The following is a 20,781-nucleotide window of genomic DNA, read 5'->3' as shown; positions in this document are numbered from 1 at the left end:
CGGAGTTCGGAGTTCGGAGTTCGGAGTTCGGAGTTCGGAGCGGCAGCATGGGGGCGAGCTGCCGGTGTCAAGCTCCGGTTTCGTGGATCTTTTTCTGCGTTCTTCTGCGTGTTCTGCGAATCATTTCGTTTTCCGGCCGGGTGAGCGTGCACCTCGAGGGAGATCGGACCCGGTTCTACGACGTCGCCGAACCCCGAACCCCGAACTATTAGTTGCGGCCGCGGGAAAAGTCGATATGTCTATCGAGTTTATCTTTCTCAGCTCAGAATGGCAGCCAAAAACGTCGAAGAAATCAAGGCCGAAAGTAACGGGCTCCGGGGTTCACTCCGTGAGGAGATCCAGGACGGCGCGAGCATCCACGTGTCGGAAGAGGCGGCTCAGTTGCTGAAGTTTCACGGAAGTTATCAGCAGGACGACCGTGATCAGCGCATCGCTCGTAAGCAGCAACACCTCGACAAGGCGTGGATTTTCATGATCCGCTCGAAAATCCCCGGCGGCGCCCTTACGGCCGAGCAATACCTCCAGCACGACCGCGTTGCCGCCGAGCTCGGGAACGGCACCCTGCGCATCACCACGCGTCAGGACATTCAGCTCCATGGAGTCTTGAAGGGCAATCTGAAGGGTTGCCTTCAGCAAATCAACGCGAGCGGCATCACCACCTGGGGCGGCTGCGGCGACGTCGTCCGGAATACCATCGCGCCCGCTGCACCGCTGAAGGATGAAGCTCACGAGGACGCGCAGCGCCTCGCGCACGAGCTCAGCCGCAAATTTCTCGCCCGTTCGCGGGCGTACAGCGAAATCTGGCTTGACGGTGAGAAGCTGGACCCGGGAGCCGCTTCGGCCCAAGAGGCGGAGGCTGACCCGGTCTATGAGAAGCATTACCTGCCGCGGAAATTCAAGATCGGGATCGCCATCCCCCCGAGAAACGACGTTGACGTCTATTCAAACGACCTCGGTTTTATTTCGCACGTGGCGGATGGCCGCGTTCTCGGCTATACGGTAGTCGTCGGGGGCGGCTTCGGCATGTCGCACGGCAAGGTCGACACCTACCCTGCGCTCGCCAAACCGCTTTTCTACGTTCCCCGCGACCAAGCGCTTGACGTGGCCCTGGCGGTGGTGCTGGTGCAACGCGATTACGGCAATCGCACCGACCGGAAACGGGCCCGCTTGAAATACCTCATCGACGAACGAGGCATCGATTGGTTCCGGGATGAAGTCTGCAAACGCTTTGCCGGGCAGAGCGCCCCGGCAAGGAGCGTCCGCTGGGACACCGTCGGCGACATGCTCGGCTGGCACCCGCAGGGGGATGGCCGCTGGTTCCGGGGTGTGTGGGTTCAGGAAGGGCGGGTAGCCGACGCGCACGGCGTAAATTATAGGAGCGCGTTTCGCACCATCGTTGAAAGGTTTCGTCTGCCCGTCCGGCTGACGACTAATTGCAACTTGATCCTGGCAGACGTCTTACCCGAACAGCGCGCGGAAATCGACCGGATCCTCGCTGCCCATTCTGTGCCGGAACCTGCGACGCTGACGCCGATGCGCCAGACGGCTCAGGCGTGCGTCGGGTTGCCCACGTGCGGCCTGGCACTTGCCGAGAGCGAGAGGGCGTTCCCCGCGGTTCTGGATCAGATCGAGGCGGTGATGTCGGAACTCGCCCTGTCCGATGAGCAGATCCTGATCCGTATGACCGGCTGCCCCAACGGGTGCGCCCGGCCCTATAACGCCGACATCGCCTTCGTCGGGCGCGCCCCGGGCAAATACGCGCTCTACGTCGGCGGATCGATCACCGGTGACCGGTTGGCCGGGCTGCACGCGAAGACGGTGAATCAGGAAGATATCCCGGCGCAGGTTCGCGAGCTGCTGTCCGGATACGTGCAGCAACGCCGGCCGGATGAAACTTTCACGGCTTACTGGGGGCGCACCCACGAGAACGGTCCCGCACCTCATCCCTCTCAGTTTCACGTGGAGTTAGCCCGGCGCGCCGGCGCGAAGTTAGAACCGGCGGAAGCGTGATTGGCTTTTCGCTGCAGTGACGTGTACAGGTGTAGGCATGGGCAAACAATACAATAAAATTGAAAAGCGCCGTCGCCGGGCGAATTATATCCGTCGGAAAAAGGCGGCACTCAAAGCCGGCAAACCCTGAAGAATGCCACGGATGCCGCAAATGGAAGAATCCGATAAATGACAGCAGGTCCGTTGCCGGTGCCATGCTTCGGGTTGTCCGGTGCGTGGCATTGGCTCGGTGCAAGAATGGCGGAAACGGAAGCTTGCTCTGGATGACCGGCTCCCCGCCTGTGGCATGCTGCTTGCACCGGACCGGTGAAATACTCCTTGGTTCCTCATCCGTGCGGTCTGAGGAAGCAGCGTCCCGACCGGCGCCTCTTTTATTTGTGGCATTGTGGCATTTTTCGGCTTGCGGCATTTGACTGCCGCCGAAAAAGCCCTGGTTGCCGGCCAGGTATTTTCGCCTAATCTGCGCCGTATGGCGCAACCAGTTATTCTGATCATCAGGGATGGGTGGGGCATCAATCCCCATGGGAAAGAGCGAGCCGAAGCGGACGGGAATGCGACTTTGCTTGCCCGGACGCCATTCCATGATCACTTGTACGGAACCTATCCCGGAAGCCGCTTAAGCGCCTCGGGCATGGACGTCGGTTTGCCGCAAGGCCAGATGGGCAATTCGGAGGTCGGGCACCTCAACCTGGGTGGCGGGCGGATCGTTTATCAGGACCTTACCCGGATCAACAAAGCGATCGCGGACGGCGAACTGGCCCGCAACGAGGTGATCAACCAGGCGTTTGCCAAGGCGCGCGGTCGCCGCCTTCATCTTATCGGTCTCGTTTCCGACGGGGGCGTCCACAGCCACCAGGATCACCTGATCGCGCTTGCCAGGCATGCCGCCGCCACCGGTGTAACGGATATCTGCATCCACGCCATCACCGACGGCCGCGACACGTCACCGACCGGCGGCGCCGGTTACCTCGCCACGGTGGAACGTGAACTGAAGGATATCGGCGCAAAAATCATTACCGTGGTCGGGCGTTACTTCGCCATGGACCGCGACAAACGCTGGGATCGAACCAAACTTGCCTGGGACGCCATCATGTTGGGCCGGGGCCAGGTCTCTTCTGAAGATCCTTCCGAGGCCGTCCGGAAGAGGTACGCTGAAAATGAAACGGACGAGTTCCTCAAACCGATCATTTTTTCTCATGCCAATGAGCAGAGAATCCGTGATGCGGATGTCGTGTTCTGCTTCAACTTCCGAGCGGACCGGATGCGGCAGCTCTCCAATGCATTTTTGTTCGAGGATTTTAACGGTTTTGAACGCGAAATCTGGCCCCGCGTTGAATACGTAACGCTGAGCACCTACGACAAAACGTTTAAGTGCCCGGTTGCATTCCGGCCGCAAAGCCTCAAAGACATCCTGGGCGAGGTGGTCAGCAACGCAGGCAAACGCCAGTTGCGAATCGCGGAAACGGAAAAGTATCCGCACGTTACTTACTTTTTTAACGGAGGAGTCGAACAGCCGTTTCCGGGCGAGGACCGGGTGATCGTGCCCTCGCCCAAAGTGGCGACCTACGATCTGCAGCCGGAGATGAGCGAACCAAAGGTTACCGAGGAGCTGCTCAAGCGGTTGAAAGATTACGACCTGGTGATCCTCAATTTCGCAAACCCGGATATGGTCGGGCACACGGGGGTAGTCGCCGCGGGCGTGAAGGCCGTCGAGGCGGTGGACGACGGCGTTCGTCAGGTTATCGAGGAAGTTCTGCGGTTAGACGGCCGCGCCCTGGTTACGGCCGACCATGGCAACTGTGAACTGATGCGTAACCCGGACGGTTCGCCCAACACCGCCCACACGACCAACCTCGTTCACCTCTTGTACGTGGCCGCCGACGCGGGCCGGTTTCAGATTGAGGATGGCATCCTGGCGGACGTTGCGCCTACGCTGCTCCAAATGCTGGGATTGCCGAAACCGGAAGAAATGACCGGTCACTCTCTGCTTCGGGAAAAGGCGTAGCCGGACCGGTTGGGCGGGTTTCCTGCTTGCACCCCTCCGGATTTGCTTTAAATATTGGCCGGTCGGACGGAAAAGCCTAACCCGAACCGATCGGGGTGCGACGGGCCGTGTGGCGCCGCCGGACGAGTCACTACCGCGTGGTGTAACGGTAACACAGCGCCCTTTGGAGGCGTTATTCTAGGTTCGAATCCTAGCGCGGTAGCCATTCCGGCCGTTTCTCCGGGCGCACTTCCGGCCGCCAATTGATTTCGCGACGGCGTCGCGTGCCCGGTCGCCTGGGCATTTTGACAACGGCTTCGCTGACCCGATATTTGCAGTGGTGAGTAACCTAGACTTGAACAACCTGCTGGAGGATTGGCCGCATGAACCCGGCGCGGTTAAGGCCCGCAAGATCATCGGCAATGACGGTCGTGAAAAGATCCAGCTGCGCATTGACCTCGGCTTGATGCAAATGGAGGTGACGGGTCGGCCCGATGGCCAGCGACCCTTTGGTTTTGAATCGCTCTTGGATTACCACCAGGCCCGTGCCCGTGAGGTGGATGGGCGTGGCGGCACCTACGAACTCGACCAGGGGGACCTGCTCCTGCTTCAGCAGGAGGGTCACCAATATTACCATCGTTACCTGAGCCTGTTCCAACTGCGTGAGTACCCCAGCGTGATCCGGGATACCGAGCGTAACCTCAGGCTTTTCGATTTTGTCTCCGGACATTGCGATGATGAGGATTTTAAATGGGGAGCCTTTGAGCAGTACCGGCCCTACGTCATGATGATGAAGACACGGGCCAGCGCCTCGCTTGAACTCCAGAAGGAACGCTCCTCCCGTGCGATCGAAGTCATCGAACAAGGCAAGCAGCAGATTGAGCAGTTTTACCAGGCCATTGGTCAGGCGCAATGGATTAACACCAGCACCGAGCTCGGATTCCTTAACGAATGGCTGGCGGAGTTGCGGGAAAACCTGCCGCTCAGCCCGCTGGAGATCATGGAACGAGACCTCGAAAGGGCGATCGCGGCTGAAGCGTATGAGCGTGCGGCAGAGCTGCGCGATGCAATTCGTAAACTTTCGCGGAAAATGCCGGACGAATCCGTCGATCACGGCGCATAAAGGCTGGTCCGGAACCGGCCTCACGGGCCTCTGCAACGGGGAACCGCGTTCAGTTGATTGCCGTCGGCCGCTGAGGTCCACGGCAAACGGCGGTTATCCTTCCGGGACAAAGGCGCGTCTGCAACCCTGAAAGGTAAACGGACCGGCCGAATCGGCTACCCCAATCGATAAACGATGCGCGCTTTGCTGAGATCATAAGCGGACATCTCCAGCTTAACCCGGTCGCCCGTGGTCAGACGAATGAATCGTTTCCTCATCCTGCCGGAAATATGGGCGAGTACGAGGTGTTGGTTGGGGAGTTCTACCCGAAACATGGTTCCGGGCAGTACGGCGATGATTTTTCCTTCGGTGGCAATCGGACGCTCAACAGACATGGGCAAAGTAAGATCTCGCGTTCGCCTAATGGCCGCTCGGTTGAACCATGCAGATGATTCAGAGAACGGCACGCGCTCTCACCACTTCGCAGCGCGCGTTAGGCAAACCCCGGGTTAATGGTTTCGTCTAACGTGTATCGTAATAAGAGGTTGTCAAACCTTTGTACGATTCAGCGATGGTTGTGAACCCGCAAAACCGGATTGCCGTTGCCGCCCAGGCCTGCACCGCCACCTCGCGTATGCCCCTGGATCGTGGGCGCAAGCATCCGGGGTACCGCGATGACAAACTGCCCCGGTTGCAAATCGAAGCGGTTCATTCATATTCCAGCTTTTATGTAACGGCCCGGCGCCGGTTCTCCGTATGATCAAAGTTCTCGTCGTTTTTGCGGTGACGGCCGGCCTGTTTGGGACCAGTCGGCCTTTGTCTGCGTCCGACGCCCCGCAATCCTCGGTGCGGCCGCCGGACGACTTGAACGCCCTCGAGGCGCTGGCAGAAAAGTGTCATTCCATCCTGATTGCCCCGGTCTTTGAAAGCACGCCGGAGGAAATCCAGAAAACCGTGGATGATGCGATCGCCCGCGCTAACCGCGAGTACGATGCAATCGGTAAGTTGACTGCCGGGCAGGTGACTTTTGCAAATGCGATCGAGGCGCTTGACGACATTGACTCCCGGCTCGAGCAAATTGTCGGCCGGATTAATGTCCTCCAGGAGGCTCACCCGGATCCGGCGATGCGGGAAGCCGCGTTCGACGCGACGCAGAAGCTTCAGGAATGGTCCGTCGGTCTGGATTACCGAAAGGACGTTTACCAGGCCGTAAAGGCGTTTGCGGCAACTAACCCGCAGCTTGCGGGTGAGGATGAGCGTCTGTTCAAGGACACCCTGCGCGACTACAAGCGAGCGGGATTAGACCTGCCCGAAGCGAAACGGGCCGAAGTCGAGAAATGGAGGAAAGAGCTCGGGCTTCTGGAGAACACTTTCGCCCTCAACATCAATGGCGCTTCAACCCCCGTCCCGCTTGCCGGGGAGGAACTGGCCGGGCTGCCGGAGGAGATGCTGAGGCGCCTCAAGCGCCGGAATGACCGGTACATCGTCGACGCCAACGTCACATTCGAATACGAGGCGGTGGAAGATAACACCACCCCGGAGGCAACCCGCAGAAAACTTTATCTTGCCCGTGATAATCGGGCCCGGGCGCAAAACGTGCCGCTCCTGGTCAATGTATTGCAACACCGCAGTGACATCGCCCGGGCACTCGGGTACGACTCCTGGGCGGATTACCGGATCGAGGACCGGATGGCCAAAAACGGCGCCACCGCCCTGCACTTTCTTGAGAACCTGAAGGAGCGGCTCGAGCCGAAATTCCGGGCGGAATTGGACCAGTTCAAACGCATCAAGGCGGCCACGCCCGGCCAGGATACGCCTGACGTGAACATATGGGATTGGAGATTTTGCGCCGAGAAACTGCGCCAACAACAGTTCCATGTCGACGCGGAGTCGTTGCGCGGATTTTTCCCGCTCGAAAGGGTTCTGACGGGCATGTTCGGGGTCTACGAACGCATCTTTGGCATTGAGATCCGGGAAGTGAAGGCGCCCTCCAAATACGTCAACGATCTCAGGCTCTTTGCCGTGATTGACCGGAAAAGCCGGGAGCCGCTCGGCCTGCTGTACATGGATTTGTTCCCGCGCCCGGGCAAATTCAACCACTTTGCGAATTTCCCCCTCGTCTGGGGTAAACTGCTTCCCGATGGCGTCTACGTACGGCCCACGACAACCTTGCTCTGCAATTTTCCCCCGCCCGATCAGAATGGATTGGCGCTGATGAGCCATGACGATGTCGTGACCATCTTTCACGAATTCGGCCACGCGATGCATTCCATCTTGACGGAGGCTAAAGACATCCGGTTCTCGGGCACTAACGTTCCTACCGACTTCGTCGAGGCACCCTCGCAGATGCTTGAATACTTCGCCTGGGACAAAAGCGTGCTGGACGGGTTTGCAGCCGATTATCGTGATCCGGCCAGGAAGATTCCCGCCGAGACGCTCTCGGAGCTGAAACGGGCGGATCTGGCCACCAAAGCCACGTTCTACCGGCGCCAGCTTGCGTTCGGGATCCTTGACCTGAGGTTACATTCCAGCCCGGCCCCGGAGGAACTGGCGCACCTCAATGATTTCTGCAACGGGATCCTGGGCCAGGTCTTCCTGCCGCCTGACCCCGGCACGGCCGTGATCGCTTCCTATGGGCACCTGGTCGGGTACGACGCCGGCTATTACGGTTACGCCTGGGCTGACGTTATCGCGGCCGACATGGCTTCGGTTTTCGAAGCCGCGCCCGGCGGTTACCTGGACGAAAAAGTAGGATCCCGCCTGCGGAACGAGATTTATGCCCGCGGAAATTCGCGTGACATCACGATTTCCATTGAAAAATTTCTCGGACGCCAACCATCGGTTGAACCGTTCCTGAAAAAGGTAGGACTGCAGTAACGCCGGGAGGATCTATGCACCGGATGCTCGCCAGCCTGATTTTGGCCGCCGCGGTTATATGCGGTATCCGCTTGTTTTCGGGCCCGGCTTCACCCGCCGCCAGCCGGACCTTGCAAGAAGCTAACCGGGCAAAAGTTCTGCTCCTGGTCTCCGGCTCGGAGCCGCGCACGCTCGATCCGCAGGAGTCGCAGGGAGTGCTCGAGCATCACATCATCATCGCCCTGATCGAAGGCCTGGTCGGCGGTGATGAGAAAGACCAGGCCCGGTGCGTGCCGGGCGTGGCCGCGGACTGGATGCATAACGAGGATTATTCGAGTTGGACCTTTCGTATCGGGGAGGACCGCAGATGGTCAAACGGCGATCCGGTTACGGCCCAGGACTTCGTCTTTGCCTACCGGCGGATGCTGACCGCATCGTTCGGCGCGGCGTACGCAGACATGCTGTTTATTCTCAAAGGGGCCGAGGATTATTACCGCGGTAAAATCACGGATTTCGGTCAGGTCGGCGTTAAAGCCCTCGACGATCACCACCTGCAGCTCGATTGCGTCGGGCCGACGCCCTACCTGCTGTCAATGCTGCAGCACTCAGCGTGGTTCCCAGTCCACCCGGCCACCATCCTCAAATTCGGCAACATCGACACGCGCGATTCCAAGTGGACCCGGCCGGAGAATTACGTCGGCACCGGCCCGTTCCGCATCAAGACGTGGCGCCCTAACGATGTAATCGAAGTCGAGCGCAACCCGTATTACTGGGACCAGAAAAACGTTAAGCTCAATGGAATCAAGTTCTTCGCGATCGAAAACGAGATGACGCAGAACCGCGCCTTCATGGCCGGACAACTGCACATGACCGACACCATACCCTCAGATAAAGTCGCGTCCTACCGGCGCAAGCAGCCGGATCTCCTCCGGATCGACCCGTATGAAGGTGTCTACTTTTACCGTCTCAACGTCGACCGTCCGGTGCTGAAGGATCCGCGGGTTAGGTTGGCCCTCAGCTACGCCATCGACCGCGAAGCCATTTGCAAAAACATCCTGCGGGCCGACCAGAAACCGGCGACCGGGTACACGCCGCCCGGCATGGCCGGCTACCAGCCGTTGAACAAATTCCACTTCGATCCCGACCGGGCCCGCAAGCTGCTGGCTGAAGCCGGTTACCCGGACGGAAAGGGCTTCCCGAAGTTCACGATTCTGTTTAACACGTCGGATGCGCATCGTACGATCGCCGAAGCCGTACAGCAGATGTGGAAAGAGGAATTGAATGTCGACGTAGGACTCGAAAACCAGGAATGGAAGGTATATCTCGACACGCAGAACAATAAGAACTATGACATTTCGCGCTCGGCCTGGGTCGGCGACTTTATGGATCCCGTGACCTTCCTGAGCATGTGGACTACCGGTAACGGGAACAACGACACAAACTGGGGCAATCCGCGGTATGACGAGCTGATTGACCGGTCTAATCATGCCGGTGACCCGCAAACCCGTCTGCAGATCCTGCGCAAGGCTGAAGAACTCTTCCTCGATGAGGCGCCCGTGCTCGTCGTTTACTGGTACACGCACGATTACCTGATCCGGCCTTCGGTAAAGAATTGGTACCCGCTGGCGCTCGATAACCACAACTACAAATTCATCGATCTCGAGACCGGGGCCGTGCCGGAAGAAAAGGGTTCCAACCGGCAGGCCCGGCGTTAGGTCCGCAAAATCAACTCTACACCGATGCTCGAGATAGTTGAGCCAGCCTATGCCCCGATGGGGCCACTGATGGTAGCCAGGGATTTTAACGTCTGTTGTGAATCAACCGATCTGAACCCGCGACCTCGTCTCAAACCGGCACCGGTCGACGGAGCCGTTTGCAGGCCCGACGGGGCGGTAGCACTTAGCCCAGGCTTTACCCACGTCTTACGGCCCGAAGGGCCAGGAGAACTTAGCCCAGGGTTTACCCTGGGTAGGGTCCTCCCCCCCGATCGAGCCCTGAAGGGGCGGCAGAACCCACGAGCGACGCCTTCCGCCCCTCCAGGGCTCATCGTCATTTTCCGGTTTCCCAGGGTAAACCCTGTGCCAGGTTCTCCTGGCCCTGCGGGCTGTAAGACGCGTTTCAGTGCCGGGCTACTCTCCGGCTGCCCTTCTGGGGGAAAGAACGGCTCAAGCGAGTTGCAAGCCGGCGTATGTTGAAGATTGTCCTTTACCGCCTCCTGCAGTTAGTCCCGGTTCTCTGGGTCCTGCTGACGCTCACCTTTTTCCTCACCAAGATCGTACCCGGAGGCCCGTTCAGCGCAGAACGGCAGGCCACACCGGAAGTGATTGCAAAGCTAAACGAGTATTATGGCCTGGATAAACCGGTTTGGGAACAGTACGTGGCTTACCTGGGCAAGGTGATCCGTTTTGATTTCGGGCCATCCTACACCTACCAGAATGATACCGTCACCGGGATCATTGTGCGCGCCTTCCCGATCTCCCTTCAAATTGGAACCCTCGCATTCCTGATTGCTTTACTCATTGGGATCACGGCGGGAACTATCGCCGCGGTTAACAAGAACCAGGTCTGGGACTATTTTCCGATGTCGCTGGCCATGGCCGGCATTTGTTTGCCCACGTTCGTGATGGGGCCGATCCTCGCGCTGATCTTCTGCCTGCAGCTGAAGGTCGCCCCGGTGAGCGGGTGGTACGGTCTTGATTACGTGCCGCTGCACCCGGCGGTGATGCCCGCAGTTACTCTGGGCCTGTTTTATGCCGCCAACATCGCCCGTCTCACCCGGGGAGGTCTGCTCGACGTGCTGAACCAGGATTTCATCCGCACCGCACGGGCCAAGGGGGTGCCGGATCACCAGATCATTCTCAAGCACGCCATGCGGGGCGGTTTGCTGCCGGTGGTTTCGTTCCTGGGACCGGCTTTTGCCGGCCTGATCACCGGCTCGTTCGTTGTTGAGAAAATCTTCAATGTGCCCGGGTTAGGGCAGGAGTTCATCAAGTCGGTTTTCAACCGCGACTATCCCCTGATCCTGGGGACCGTCATCTTTTTCGGCACGCTGATCGTGCTCTTTAACCTGGTGTCGGACGTCGTCCAGGCGCTGCTTGACCCGAAAAGCCGCGGATCATCCTCATGAGCCAAACGGCAATCAGTTTTCCGGACGCAAGGGATAGAGGCGCCGGCGCAGAAGCAGCCGTCGCCGGCACCTCCCTCTGGAGAGACGCCTGGTATCGCCTCAAGCGGAACAAGCTGGCTCTATCCGGCCTGATCTTTTTCACGGCCATGACGGTCGCGTGCGGTCTTGGCCCGTTTTTGACCGGCTACACCTACGAGCGCACCGAACTAAGCCTGAAGGCCAGCGCCCCGCTGGAACGGATCGTCCAACGAGTCGAGGCGCGGAACGCCGGGGAGCCGCGTCGCGATTACCTCGCCTTCTCGTCGCTGGACGACGAATTCCTGGACAAGCCGGAAGCGGAACGCCAGGCCATCGCCGCCGGGATCTTCCGCGGGGATGTCTACCGTGACGACCAGTACACCTATCACCTGACCAGCCGCCGGCACCTTTTCGGCACCGATGCGCTCGGGCGCGATCTGCTTACCCGCGTGTTGGTCGGCGGCCGGATCTCCCTGGCCGTCGGTTTCGCGGCCACCCTCGTCTCGGTGGTCATCGGCGTGCTCTGGGGTGCGGTGGCGGGTTTTGCCGGCGGCAAAGTCGACCTGGTCCTGATGCGGGTAGTCGACGTCCTTTATGCGCTTCCTTTCACGGTCATCGTCATCCTTCTGATGGTGACTTTCGGCCGCAATTTTATCCTGTTGTTCGTGGCTATCGGAGCCGTGGAATGGCTGACCATGGCGCGAATCGTCCGCGGCCAGATCATTTCACTCAGGCATCAGGAATTCGTCGAAGCAGCCGTCTCGCTCGGCTTGAGCGAACGGCGGATCATCTTGAGACACCTCATCCCGAATGTCCTCGGTCCGGTGATCATCTACACCACCCTCACGGTGCCCGACGTGATGCTCCTGGAGGCGGTCCTCAGCTTTCTCGGGCTGGGCGTCCCGCCTCCGATGAGTTCCTGGGGCGCCCTTCTCGACGACGGCGCGAGGACGATGGAAACTTCGTTTTGGCTGCTGCTCTTCCCGGCCCTGTTTTTCTCTTCAACGCTCTTCTCGCTCAACTTCCTCGGGGATGGTTTGCGGGATGCGCTCGACCCCCAATCGTCCAAAGACTGACCTAGTTCCATGCCGCTTCTGAGCGTTGAAAACCTCAAGACGTATTTTTACACGCGGGCCGGGATCGTGCGGGCCGTCGACGATGTTTCCTTCTCGCTGGAGCCGGGCAAAACCCTCGGGATCGTCGGCGAGTCCGGCTCGGGCAAATCCGTCACGTGCTACTCGATCCTCGGATTGATCCCGCAACCGCCCGGGCGAATTGTAGGGGGGCGGGCAATGTTCGACGGGGTGGATCTCCTCGGGTGCAGCCGGGAGCAACTCCGGCGTATCCGCGGGAAACGCATCTCGATGATTTTCCAGGATCCCATGACGTCATTAAACCCGTACCTGCGGGTGTCGGAGCAGTTGATCGAGCCCTTGCGGGTGCACGAAAAAATCAGCCGCCGCAACGCGCTTGACCAGGCTGTGGCCGGTCTCGAGGAAGTCGGTATTCCGGATGCCGGGCGGCGCATCCATTTTTACCCGCACGAATTCTCCGGCGGGATGCGCCAGCGGGTCATGATCGCGATGGCTCTCATCAGCCGCCCGGAACTGTTGATCGCGGATGAACCGACGACGGCGCTGGATGTGACCGTACAGGCGCAGATTCTGGAGTTGATGAAACAACGCCAGCGGGACCTCGGCACCGCCGTGATCTTCATCACGCACGATCTCGGCGTCGTCGCCGCCTTTTGTCAGGACGTTTACGTAATGTACGCGGGCCGAATCGTCGAGTCGGCCTCGACCGAGGAGATCTTCGCGCGCCCGATGCATCCTTATAACGCGGCGTTGCAGCAGTCGATCCCAGCCCTTCATCAAAAGGGCAGGCCGCTCTTTACCATTCCCGGCCTGCCGCCCGATCTCTCCAGGCCGTTGCCGGGCTGCCCGTTCTCGCCCCGGTGTACTTACACCGAGCCGAAGTGCCGCGAGCAGCCGGTTACGTTGCAGACGATGGCGGAACGCCACCAGACCGCCTGCCTGCGGTACCAGGCGGGTGAGCTCAGCAACCTCAAAGTTGCCGCCGGCGCATGAGCATGAGCGGGTTTCTCGAACTCAACCAGCTGAAAGCGTATTTCCCGGTCTTTCGCGGAACCATCTTCCGCCGGGCTGCCGGGATGGTAAAGGCGGTTGACGGAATCGACCTGGAGCTTGAGAAAGGCGAAATCCTCGGGCTGGTCGGCGAGTCCGGTTGCGGCAAATCCACCCTGGCCCGCACCGTCATGCAGTTGATCCGGAACACCGGCGGCACGGTTCGCCTGCAAGGGCGTAACCTTTCAGGACTCAACCCGCGTCAGGTACGGACCGAGCGTCCCAACTTCCAGATGATTTTTCAGGATCCGTACGCCTCGCTCAACCCGCGGATGACGGTTTACGACGCGTTGGCTGAAGCCATTCAGACGCGGGGCAAGCTGCGGAAACCGGCGTTACTGCAAAAGATCGCCGAGCTGCTTACCACCGTCGGTTTGCCGCCGAACCAGATGCGGCGTTATCCGCACGAATTCTCCGGCGGCCAGCGCCAGCGCATCGCCATCGCCCGAGCGCTAGCGCCTGAACCGAAGCTGATCATCGCGGACGAACCGGTATCGGCGCTGGACGTTTCGATCCAGTCCCAGATCATCAACCTGCTCCTGCGTCTGTGCCGGGAACGGCAGTTGACGATGATCTTCATTTCGCACGACATCTCGGTCGTCAAATATATCTCTAACCGGATCGCGGTGATGTACCTGGGCCGTTTGATGGAGATCGGGCCGGCCGCCGCCGTGGTCGAGGCGCCCCTGCATCCGTACACCCGTGCCCTGGTCAGCGCGGTGCCGATTCCCGACCCGGTCCGCGAGCGCGCGCGCCAACGCATCATCCTGCAAGGCGACCCGCCCTCACCGTTGAACCCGCCCTCCGGATGCGTGTTTCACCCGCGTTGTCCTTACGTTACGGAAGCCTGTAAGCAAGTGCGCCCGGCCCTGGAAGAAAAAGCACCCCGGCGCCGCGCCGCCTGCATCCGCATCGGCGAAATTTAGCCTGGACGATGTCATACTATGTGGACAATTAATTGGGTATAATTCCGGCGCAGGAGGTGCTGCCGGACGCTCCGCCTGGCGTTTACCTCGCTTTTGTGCCCAACAGGGGTAACGGCCGAAAGCGGACGGATTTCGGGGTCGCTTTCAGCCCCGAAGGGGCGTTAGACCATAGCCCAGGGTTTACCCTGGTTAACCGTCAAATCACGATCGAGCCCTCCTAAGGCGTCACGCCTGTACGCCCTCCCTAACAAACGCCCGCCCCGCCGGGTTGGATTTGCTGAAGGGGCGGCAGAGGGTGCCGCTCGCGGGTTCTGTCGCCCCTGACCGGAGAATGCATGAGGAGCTTGCCATTGAGGAGTTCGGCGTGAACGCCCGGTTCGAGCCAATCGAGGAACTCGTCCGCGTTCCAGAGCTCAATGTCTCTGCCGGGTGCAGTGGGTACAAGCGTTGGCATGCGTTGAGTTTCGTCGATTTAATGTAGCGGAAGTTCGATCATCACCACGACCTACAAATAGCTTAGTCGCTCTTTGAACGCGACGGAAGAGATGAGCGGCTGCTTCGGGTTCCCGAATCCAAGGCCGTTGCGGTCATGCCCCGGATTTCCCACCGGGCGCACGATGCGTGAGCCCGGTTGCTGCGGCGGCGCTGGCGTCTTGCGCGGTTCAGGGCCTTGAGGGGGTCCGGAAGCCTCGGCTGGCAACGCCATGCAAAAAGTAGATGTGGAATTTCTATGCAAAAGTGACAACGTCATAGCCGGTGCCGTCCTGTTCCTCCCCCACAATGCTCATCAACCCAACCTGGCCATCGAAACTCTTTTTCGTGCTTCTCACTTCGGCGGTCCTCGGCGCTGCCGGAATTGGACGCGCACAAGTTCGCACGGTTACCCAGCAACCGTACCCCACCGGCGGCAACAGCGTCGCGGTGGTCTGGAACGTGCCATACGTCAGCGGCGGCGGTCCGCAGCAGCAGTTGGATTTGTACGTTCCGACCGAACACAAAAACGAACCGTTGATCGTCTACGTCCACGGCGGCGGGTGGGAGCACGGCGACAAGATGGGCGACAGCTGGAACCCCGACAACCTGCAGCTGCTTTGGGACGGCTACGCCATGGCGTCGATCAATTACCGCCTGGCCGGCCCGGCCGCGGTTTGGCCCGTCCAAATCCAAGACTGCAAAGCGGCCCTCCGTTGGTTGCGCGCCCACGCCGAGCAATACGGGTACGACCCGAACCGGATCGGGGTGATCGGTGAATCGGCCGGCGGCCACTTGGTGGCCATGCTGGGCGTCACGAACGGGGACAAGGCGTTCGACGTGGGCGAAAATCTGAACGTCTCCAGCGAGGTGACCTGCGTCGTCGACCTTTTCGGGGTCTCTGATTTTACGCTGCCCATGCCGGCGCTGGTCACCAACTTGAAAGCCCTCTTCGGCGGACCGCCTTCAGAACGTCCCGAACTCGCGCGCTCGGCCAGTCCGGTCAACTACGTGCACGCAAGCCAGCCTCCCATGCTGGTCGTGCACGGGACTGCCGACAAACTGGTGCCCTACCTGCAAGCCGAAGTGTTGGTGGAAGCCATGGAAAAAGCGGGCGCCCCCTTCTATTTTCATTCCGTGGTCGGGGGTGGGCACAACCCGTATTTCGGGCTCACCTACAACGCCGGCGCAAACGATTTTGATGCGGGCGGGGGAGGGATCGGCCTGTTTGAGGACCGGGCGGTCGAACCGTTAATCTTCGGCTTTTTCCGGCATTACTTGTGGGCAGGGCGAAAAGATACTTTCACGGGGCTTGGCAGTTCTCCCGTACCCGGACCGAGAGACCATTGATCCGGCCGGTTAAACCCGCCTTTGGGTCGACGTTTTCATCCGGCTCACCTCAGAAAATGCGGGAAAGGCGCCGCGACAAGGTGAAGCACGCCCGCTCGCGCACAACTTCAATGCACGTTCTCACACGGTTGCCCGTGGCGGGGGCTCGGCGCTTTCCGCTCCGACGAGGTTATCCGTCGAGCGAACCATTCTGCTTGATTCAACGGCTCACCGCGTATAACAATCCACGTCAAATTGTTCTTACCCATTGACCTCCCTGGTACGGAACGCGCCGCTCCTTGCCGGGGTCACCACCCAGGTTTGCGGCGCCTTATAACAAGATTAGCCCATGAAAGTTGTCAGCTTGTTCCCCCGCCCGCGCATCTTTACCGCTCTGTTTGGAGCGCTCGTCATCGCCGGAATGCTCCAGGCGGTGCCGGCCTCGGCCCAGAAACTTACCATCCCGCTCATCGTTAAGGATACCACGTCGGCCTACTGGCAGATCGTCCTTGCCGGCGGCCGCAAGGCCGGTAAGGATCTCAACGTTAGCGTGCCGGAGCTCGGCGCCCAGTCCGAATCCGACATCAATGGCCAGATCTCCATCCTCGAGAACGCCGTCTCCGGGCACCCGGCTGCCGTCGTCATCGCACCAACCCAATTCGCCGCCCTTGGTAAGCCGATCGACGAGGCCGCCAAAAAGGTCAAAGTCATCGGGATCGACTCTGCGGCTGATTCGAAGGCTTTCACCTCCTTTCTGACCACCGATAACGTGCAGGCAGGCCGGGTCGCGGCCGACGGTCTGGCTGAGGCGATCACGGCGAAATACGGCAAAGCCGAAGGTGCCGTTGCGCTGATCACCTCGCTGCCCGGGGTCGGTTCCCTCGACCAGCGCGCCAAAGGGTTCAAGGAAGAGCTCGGAGCCAAATACCCGGGACTGAAACTCACTGCGGATAAAGTTGCCGACGGTCAGGCGACGACCGGCTTGAACATCATGACCGACCTGATAACGGCCAACCCTGACCTGCGCGGCGTTTTTGCCTCCAACCTGATCATGGCGCAAGGCGCAGGCCAGGCGATCGCCGAGAATAAGGTGGCCGACAAAATCAAACTCGTCGGCTTTGACTCGGACGACAAGCTCGTGAAATTCGTTAAAGACGGCACGATCGCGGCCCTGGTGGTCCAGGATCCATTCCGCATGGGGTATGACGGCGTCAAGACCGCGCTGGCCGCAGCCAAGGGCGAGCAGGTGGCTGCGCAGGTAGACACGGGGGTGAACCTGATCACCAAAGCGAACATGGACAGTCCCCGATCCCAGGAGCTGCTTAACCCGAAGATCAAGTAAGTAAGTAAGCCGGAGGGTGCCTTCAGACCGCCCGGCGGCCCCTGATCCATAAACAACCAGTAAGTAACCAGCCGTCGATGAATCAGACGCAATCGGGTGTGGCCCGGGCTAACAGCGACTTAAAGGCAGGCACGGCGTCCGCCGTGCCGATCCTGGTCCTCAAAGGGCTCGATAAACGTTTCGGCGCCACCCACGCGCTGAAGCACGTTGATCTCACCTTTGAAGCGGGGGAGGTCCACGCAATCGTCGGCGAGAACGGCGCCGGTAAATCGACGCTGATCAAGCTGCTTACGGGCGTCCATCCGCGTTCGGGCGGCGAAGTGTTCTGGGAAGGCAAGCCGGTTGCGCTTGCCACCCCGCACGAGGCGATCGAACTCGGCATCAACGCGGTGCACCAGGAGGTCGTGCTCTGCCCGCATCTCTCGGTGGCGGCGAATCTGTTCCTCGGCGATGAGAAAGTGCGCTTGGGGCTGCTGCAGCATGGCGCGATGGTGCGCGACGCTCAGAAGATTCTGGACGAGATCGGTTTTCAGCTGCCGGCCGGCGCCTTGCTGTCTACCCTTACGATCGGCCAGCAGCAACTGGTCGCGACCGCGCGCGCCACGACGCGCGGCACGCGTTTTCTCATCTTCGATGAGCCAACGGCCTATCTCACCCGGCAGGAAGCCGCCCAGCTCTTCACGCTGATCCGCCGTCTCAAAGCCCAGGGCGTCACCATCGTCTACATCTCCCACCGGTTGGAGGAAGTGTTCCAGCTCGCCGACCGCGTCTCGATCCTGCGTGACGGCAGCCTTGTATCAACCCAGCGCGTCGCCGAGACGAACGAGGAGAAGCTTATCGCCGGCATGATCGCCCGTTCGATCGAGCAGATCCATTACAAGGAGACGATTCCTTTCGGGGCCGAGATCCTGCGCACCGAAAGCCTCACCGGCCAGGGCTTCGAAGGCGTTTCGGTTCGGGTTCGGGCAGGCGAGGTTATCGGCCTTTACGGTTTAATCGGCGCCGGGCGCAGCGAGTTTGTGCAGAGTCTGTTCGGCCGGTTCCCGAAGACCGGCGGACAGATTTTCTGGAAAGGCCAGCCGGTCGACATCCGCCGGGAAAAGGATGCGATCTCGCTGGGCATTGCCCTGGTGCCGGAAAGCCGGCGCGATCAGGGTTTGTGCCTCAACCTTGGGGTCGGGCTCAACCTCAACCTGCCCATCTACAAGCGGCTGACGAGGGGCATCGTGATCAACCCATTGGCCGAGGCGTCCGCCGCCGACCGCCAGATCCGCGACGTGCAGATAAAAACCGCCTCGCGCGACGCCCTCGCGTCGAGCCTCTCCGGCGGCAATCAGCAAAAGATCGTCATCGGCAAATGGCTCAACCATGGCGCCCAGCTCTTCATTTTCGACGAGCCGACGGTCGGCGTCGACGTCGGCACGAAGGCTGAGATCTACAAACTGTTTGCCAAACTGCTGAAGGACGGTGCGGGGATCATCCTGATCTCCTCCTATCTGCCGGAGGTTTACGATCTATCTGACACGCTCCACGTGTTTCGCCGGGGACGGCTGGTGGCGAGCCATGACAGTGGCCATACGAGCGAGAAGGTGTTGCACGAAACCATCTTAACGGAAGCGATCGGCGTTTGACGCCGGTAACAACAATGAGAAACAGCGTTATGGAGGATGAGCAAAATGAGCGTTGAAGCGTCTGAGGCTGTACCGTTAGCCGCAACCAAAAAGAGGGCGCGCATCGGCACGCTTCTCAGCCTGACCCTGCTCGCGCTCCTCGCGCTCATGTGGCTGGCCCTGGCCTTCAGCACGAGGAGTTTCTGGACGTACGGCAACATCTCCAACCTGCTGCGTCAGGGCGCGATGACCGCAATCCTGGCGGTAGGAGAGACTTTCGTGATCATCACCGCCGGAATCGATTTGTCGGTCGGTGCAGTCGTCGGCTTCACCAGCGTCATCATCGCCGTGCTGTTGACCCATGGTTTTCCGATTTCGGCCGCCATCGTCATCACACTTGGAATCGGGCTGATTATCGGCATTTTCCATGCCTTCGGAATCAGCCGTCTCGGCTTGCCGCCATTCATCATGACCCTGGCAACCCTGACGGCGCTGCGCGGCATCGGCCTGCTCATGACCAACGGCGCCACCATTTCCATCACCAATGATCAATTCACGGGCTTTTCACGGGGCGATTTTCTCGGCGTGCCGAACCTGTTCTGGATGGTGTTAGTGGTCGCGATTCCCTCCTATATATTCCTGCATCATAGCCGATTCGGCCGCTACCTTTTCGCGATCGGCTCTAACATGGAGGCCGCCCGCTTGTCGGGCATCAACACGAAAAGGATGCTCTACATCGCCTACACGCTGTCGGCCCTCTGCGCCGCCTTTGTCGGCATTCTGCTCGCCGCGCGCATCGGCATCGGCAACGCCACCCAGGCGGAAGGATGGGAATTGCAGGCGATCGCTTCATCCGTGATCGGCGGCACCAGCCTTTTCGGTGCCATCGGCTCAGTCCACGGGCCGCTGCTCGGTTCCTTCATTCTCACGACGATCAATAACGGCGCCAACCTGTTAAACGTGAATTCGTTCTGGCAGCGGATCATCACCGGTGCCCTTATCATCGTGATCGTCTATTTCGACGGATTGCGGCGTAAAAGACGGTGACGGCTGTCAGGCCTCGTCGCCTCCAAACAATAGGTCCACGTCAATTTCCACCCCGGGCAAAGCCTTTGGGGAGACCTTACCTGCACTCACGAGCGCCTTCTCGTAGAGATCCTCGACGAGGCCGAAGATGTGCAAACATCGGTGTTGCACGTCAACGACCCAATATTCAGGGATTTTGGCTTCCCGGTAAATGTTGGCCTTAACCCCCAGGTCGCGTTCAAGGGTCGAGTCCGCGATTTCGATGACCAGCAAAACGCCCTCAGGCCTCACGTGCTTCCGCCGGTTCACGGCACCCGGGCGGCAAAGCATCAGGTCCGGCTCGGGCACGTTATGATAGGGGATTGGTAACGAACGCCCCGGTTCTGTCTGAAAACGTCCATGTTCCTGGATGACGAAGGCTTCGAGCAGGTCACGCAGGATCCAATGATGCTCGGGACCGATCGGCGCCATCGGGATAACGTGACCTTCGAGTAACTCGACCCGGCTATCCTCCTCCAGGAGACCGGCCGGCACCATGTTGTAAAAATCCTCGACGGTAAACCGGTGTTCGCCGCCCGAGGGCGGGGGATGAACTTGCAGGGTGCTGGTCATGGTGTCCAGGACAGCGTACCACAGGGTCACACGGCGGGCACGGCGATTTGGCGGCCACCGCGGGGGAGAGGTTGGCCGGCAGCTCCGCATCTACCCGACACCCGACACCCTCAGAAGCACACGGCGCCACGGCGGAAAGCGGAAAGAGTTCGGAGTTCGGAGTTCGGAGTTCGGAGTTCGGAGTTCGGAGTTCGGAGTTCGGAGTTCGGAGTTCGGAGCGGCAT

At 60.1% G+C, this 20,781-nt stretch carries 17 protein-coding genes and 1 tRNA gene; 14 read left to right on the top strand and 4 right to left on the bottom strand.

Annotated features, from left to right (window positions below; genetic code table 11):
- The first annotated feature begins 267 nt into the window (after positions 1–267).
- The 4 genes from JO015_00090 to JO015_00075 all read left to right on the top strand — a co-directional run bounded on the left by JO015_00090 (position 268) and on the right by JO015_00075 (position 5,117).
- Positions 268–2,010 carry an NADPH-dependent assimilatory sulfite reductase hemoprotein subunit gene (locus tag JO015_00090; GenBank protein MBV9997490.1) on the top strand — a complete coding sequence of 581 codons (1,743 nt, stop codon included), beginning with the start codon at positions 268–270 and terminating at the stop codon, positions 2,008–2,010.
- A gap of 469 nt (positions 2,011–2,479) precedes the next feature.
- A complete protein-coding gene (locus JO015_00085) occupies positions 2,480–4,015 on the top strand; it encodes a 2,3-bisphosphoglycerate-independent phosphoglycerate mutase (GenBank protein MBV9997489.1) in 1,536 nt (511 codons plus the stop codon).
- 131 nt (positions 4,016–4,146) lie between these two features.
- A tRNA-Gln gene (locus tag JO015_00080) sits at positions 4,147–4,220 on the top strand.
- Between the two features lie 114 nt (positions 4,221–4,334).
- Positions 4,335–5,117, top strand: coding sequence for a UvrB/UvrC motif-containing protein (locus JO015_00075; GenBank protein ID MBV9997488.1), 783 nt, complete (start codon positions 4,335–4,337; stop codon positions 5,115–5,117).
- Between the two features lie 155 nt (positions 5,118–5,272).
- Here the strand turns inward: JO015_00075 and infA are convergent, their stop codons facing one another.
- Both infA and JO015_00065 read right to left on the bottom strand, forming a co-directional pair.
- On the bottom strand, positions 5,273–5,491 hold the full coding sequence (infA, locus tag JO015_00070; protein ID MBV9997487.1) for a translation initiation factor IF-1: 219 nt from the start codon (positions 5,489–5,491) through the stop codon (positions 5,273–5,275).
- Between the two features lie 170 nt (positions 5,492–5,661).
- Entirely contained in the window at positions 5,662–5,808 is a 147-nt protein-coding gene (locus tag JO015_00065; GenBank protein ID MBV9997486.1) for a hypothetical protein, read from the bottom strand.
- A gap of 44 nt (positions 5,809–5,852) precedes the next feature.
- On the opposite strand from JO015_00065, the gene JO015_00060 reads away from it, so the two are divergent.
- The 6 genes from JO015_00060 (at position 5,853) to JO015_00035 (ending at position 14,167) form a co-directional block, all read left to right on the top strand.
- Positions 5,853–7,973, top strand: coding sequence for a Zn-dependent oligopeptidase (locus tag JO015_00060; protein ID MBV9997485.1), 2,121 nt, complete (start codon positions 5,853–5,855; stop codon positions 7,971–7,973).
- 23 nt (positions 7,974–7,996) lie between these two features.
- Positions 7,997–9,667, top strand: a complete 1,671-nt coding sequence (locus JO015_00055; protein ID MBV9997484.1) for a peptide ABC transporter substrate-binding protein — start codon at positions 7,997–7,999, stop codon at positions 9,665–9,667.
- Between the two features lie 473 nt (positions 9,668–10,140).
- A complete protein-coding gene (locus JO015_00050) occupies positions 10,141–11,079 on the top strand; it encodes an ABC transporter permease subunit (protein MBV9997483.1) in 939 nt (312 codons plus the stop codon).
- Positions 11,076–12,173 carry an ABC transporter permease subunit gene (locus JO015_00045; protein MBV9997482.1) on the top strand — a complete coding sequence of 366 codons (1,098 nt, stop codon included), beginning with the start codon at positions 11,076–11,078 and terminating at the stop codon, positions 12,171–12,173. Before JO015_00050 ends, JO015_00045 begins: the two co-directional genes overlap by 4 nt.
- A 9-nt stretch (positions 12,174–12,182) precedes the next feature.
- Complete coding sequence (locus tag JO015_00040; GenBank protein MBV9997481.1) at positions 12,183–13,184, top strand: ABC transporter ATP-binding protein; 1,002 nt, start codon at positions 12,183–12,185, stop codon at positions 13,182–13,184.
- Complete coding sequence (locus JO015_00035) at positions 13,181–14,167, top strand: ATP-binding cassette domain-containing protein (protein MBV9997480.1); 987 nt, start codon at positions 13,181–13,183, stop codon at positions 14,165–14,167. Before JO015_00040 ends, JO015_00035 begins: the two co-directional genes overlap by 4 nt.
- Before the next feature lie 244 nt (positions 14,168–14,411).
- Here the strand turns inward: JO015_00035 and JO015_00030 are convergent, their stop codons facing one another.
- Positions 14,412–14,621 carry a hypothetical protein gene (locus JO015_00030; protein MBV9997479.1) on the bottom strand — a complete coding sequence of 70 codons (210 nt, stop codon included), beginning with the start codon at positions 14,619–14,621 and terminating at the stop codon, positions 14,412–14,414.
- 326 nt (positions 14,622–14,947) lie between these two features.
- On the opposite strand from JO015_00030, the gene JO015_00025 reads away from it, so the two are divergent.
- The 4 genes from JO015_00025 to JO015_00010 all read left to right on the top strand — a co-directional run bounded on the left by JO015_00025 (position 14,948) and on the right by JO015_00010 (position 19,966).
- The gene (locus tag JO015_00025) at positions 14,948–15,988 is read left to right on the top strand and encodes an alpha/beta hydrolase (GenBank protein ID MBV9997478.1); all 1,041 of its coding nucleotides are present in this window, start codon (positions 14,948–14,950) and stop codon (positions 15,986–15,988) included.
- Between the two features lie 328 nt (positions 15,989–16,316).
- Complete coding sequence (locus JO015_00020) at positions 16,317–17,309, top strand: ABC transporter substrate-binding protein (GenBank protein MBV9997477.1); 993 nt, start codon at positions 16,317–16,319, stop codon at positions 17,307–17,309.
- 77 nt (positions 17,310–17,386) lie between these two features.
- Entirely contained in the window at positions 17,387–18,940 is a 1,554-nt protein-coding gene (locus JO015_00015; protein ID MBV9997476.1) for a sugar ABC transporter ATP-binding protein, read from the top strand.
- A gap of 45 nt (positions 18,941–18,985) precedes the next feature.
- Positions 18,986–19,966, top strand: a complete 981-nt coding sequence (locus JO015_00010) for an ABC transporter permease (protein MBV9997475.1) — start codon at positions 18,986–18,988, stop codon at positions 19,964–19,966.
- A gap of 6 nt (positions 19,967–19,972) precedes the next feature.
- Here the strand turns inward: JO015_00010 and JO015_00005 are convergent, their stop codons facing one another.
- Positions 19,973–20,587 carry a Uma2 family endonuclease gene (locus JO015_00005; GenBank protein MBV9997474.1) on the bottom strand — a complete coding sequence of 205 codons (615 nt, stop codon included), beginning with the start codon at positions 20,585–20,587 and terminating at the stop codon, positions 19,973–19,975.
- Between the last annotated feature and the right edge of the window lie 194 nt (positions 20,588–20,781).

The sequence above is a fragment of the Verrucomicrobiota bacterium genome, assembly GCA_019247695.1.
Taxonomy (GTDB): Bacteria; Verrucomicrobiota; Verrucomicrobiia; order Chthoniobacterales; family JAFAMB01; genus JAFBAP01.
Note: the sequence above shows the minus strand (reverse complement) of the source record. Positions and strands in the feature narration are given on the sequence as shown.

Coding starts and splice junctions, on each gene's coding strand:
- JO015_00090 (MBV9997490.1), top strand. CDS start 268: ATGGCAGCCAAAAACGTCGAAGAAATCAAGGCCGAAAGTAACGGGCTC.
- JO015_00085 (MBV9997489.1), top strand. CDS start 2,480: ATGGCGCAACCAGTTATTCTGATCATCAGGGATGGGTGGGGCATCAAT.
- infA (MBV9997487.1), bottom strand. CDS start 5,491: ATGTCTGTTGAGCGTCCGATTGCCACCGAAGGAAAAATCATCGCCGTA.
- JO015_00065 (MBV9997486.1), bottom strand. CDS start 5,808: ATGAACCGCTTCGATTTGCAACCGGGGCAGTTTGTCATCGCGGTACCC.
- JO015_00060 (MBV9997485.1), top strand. CDS start 5,853: ATGATCAAAGTTCTCGTCGTTTTTGCGGTGACGGCCGGCCTGTTTGGG.
- JO015_00055 (MBV9997484.1), top strand. CDS start 7,997: ATGCTCGCCAGCCTGATTTTGGCCGCCGCGGTTATATGCGGTATCCGC.
- JO015_00050 (MBV9997483.1), top strand. CDS start 10,141: ATGTTGAAGATTGTCCTTTACCGCCTCCTGCAGTTAGTCCCGGTTCTC.
- JO015_00045 (MBV9997482.1), top strand. CDS start 11,076: ATGAGCCAAACGGCAATCAGTTTTCCGGACGCAAGGGATAGAGGCGCC.
- JO015_00040 (MBV9997481.1), top strand. CDS start 12,183: ATGCCGCTTCTGAGCGTTGAAAACCTCAAGACGTATTTTTACACGCGG.
- JO015_00035 (MBV9997480.1), top strand. CDS start 13,181: ATGAGCATGAGCGGGTTTCTCGAACTCAACCAGCTGAAAGCGTATTTC.
- JO015_00030 (MBV9997479.1), bottom strand. CDS start 14,621: ATGCCAACGCTTGTACCCACTGCACCCGGCAGAGACATTGAGCTCTGG.
- JO015_00025 (MBV9997478.1), top strand. CDS start 14,948: ATGCTCATCAACCCAACCTGGCCATCGAAACTCTTTTTCGTGCTTCTC.
- JO015_00020 (MBV9997477.1), top strand. CDS start 16,317: ATGAAAGTTGTCAGCTTGTTCCCCCGCCCGCGCATCTTTACCGCTCTG.
- JO015_00015 (MBV9997476.1), top strand. CDS start 17,387: ATGAATCAGACGCAATCGGGTGTGGCCCGGGCTAACAGCGACTTAAAG.
- JO015_00010 (MBV9997475.1), top strand. CDS start 18,986: ATGAGCGTTGAAGCGTCTGAGGCTGTACCGTTAGCCGCAACCAAAAAG.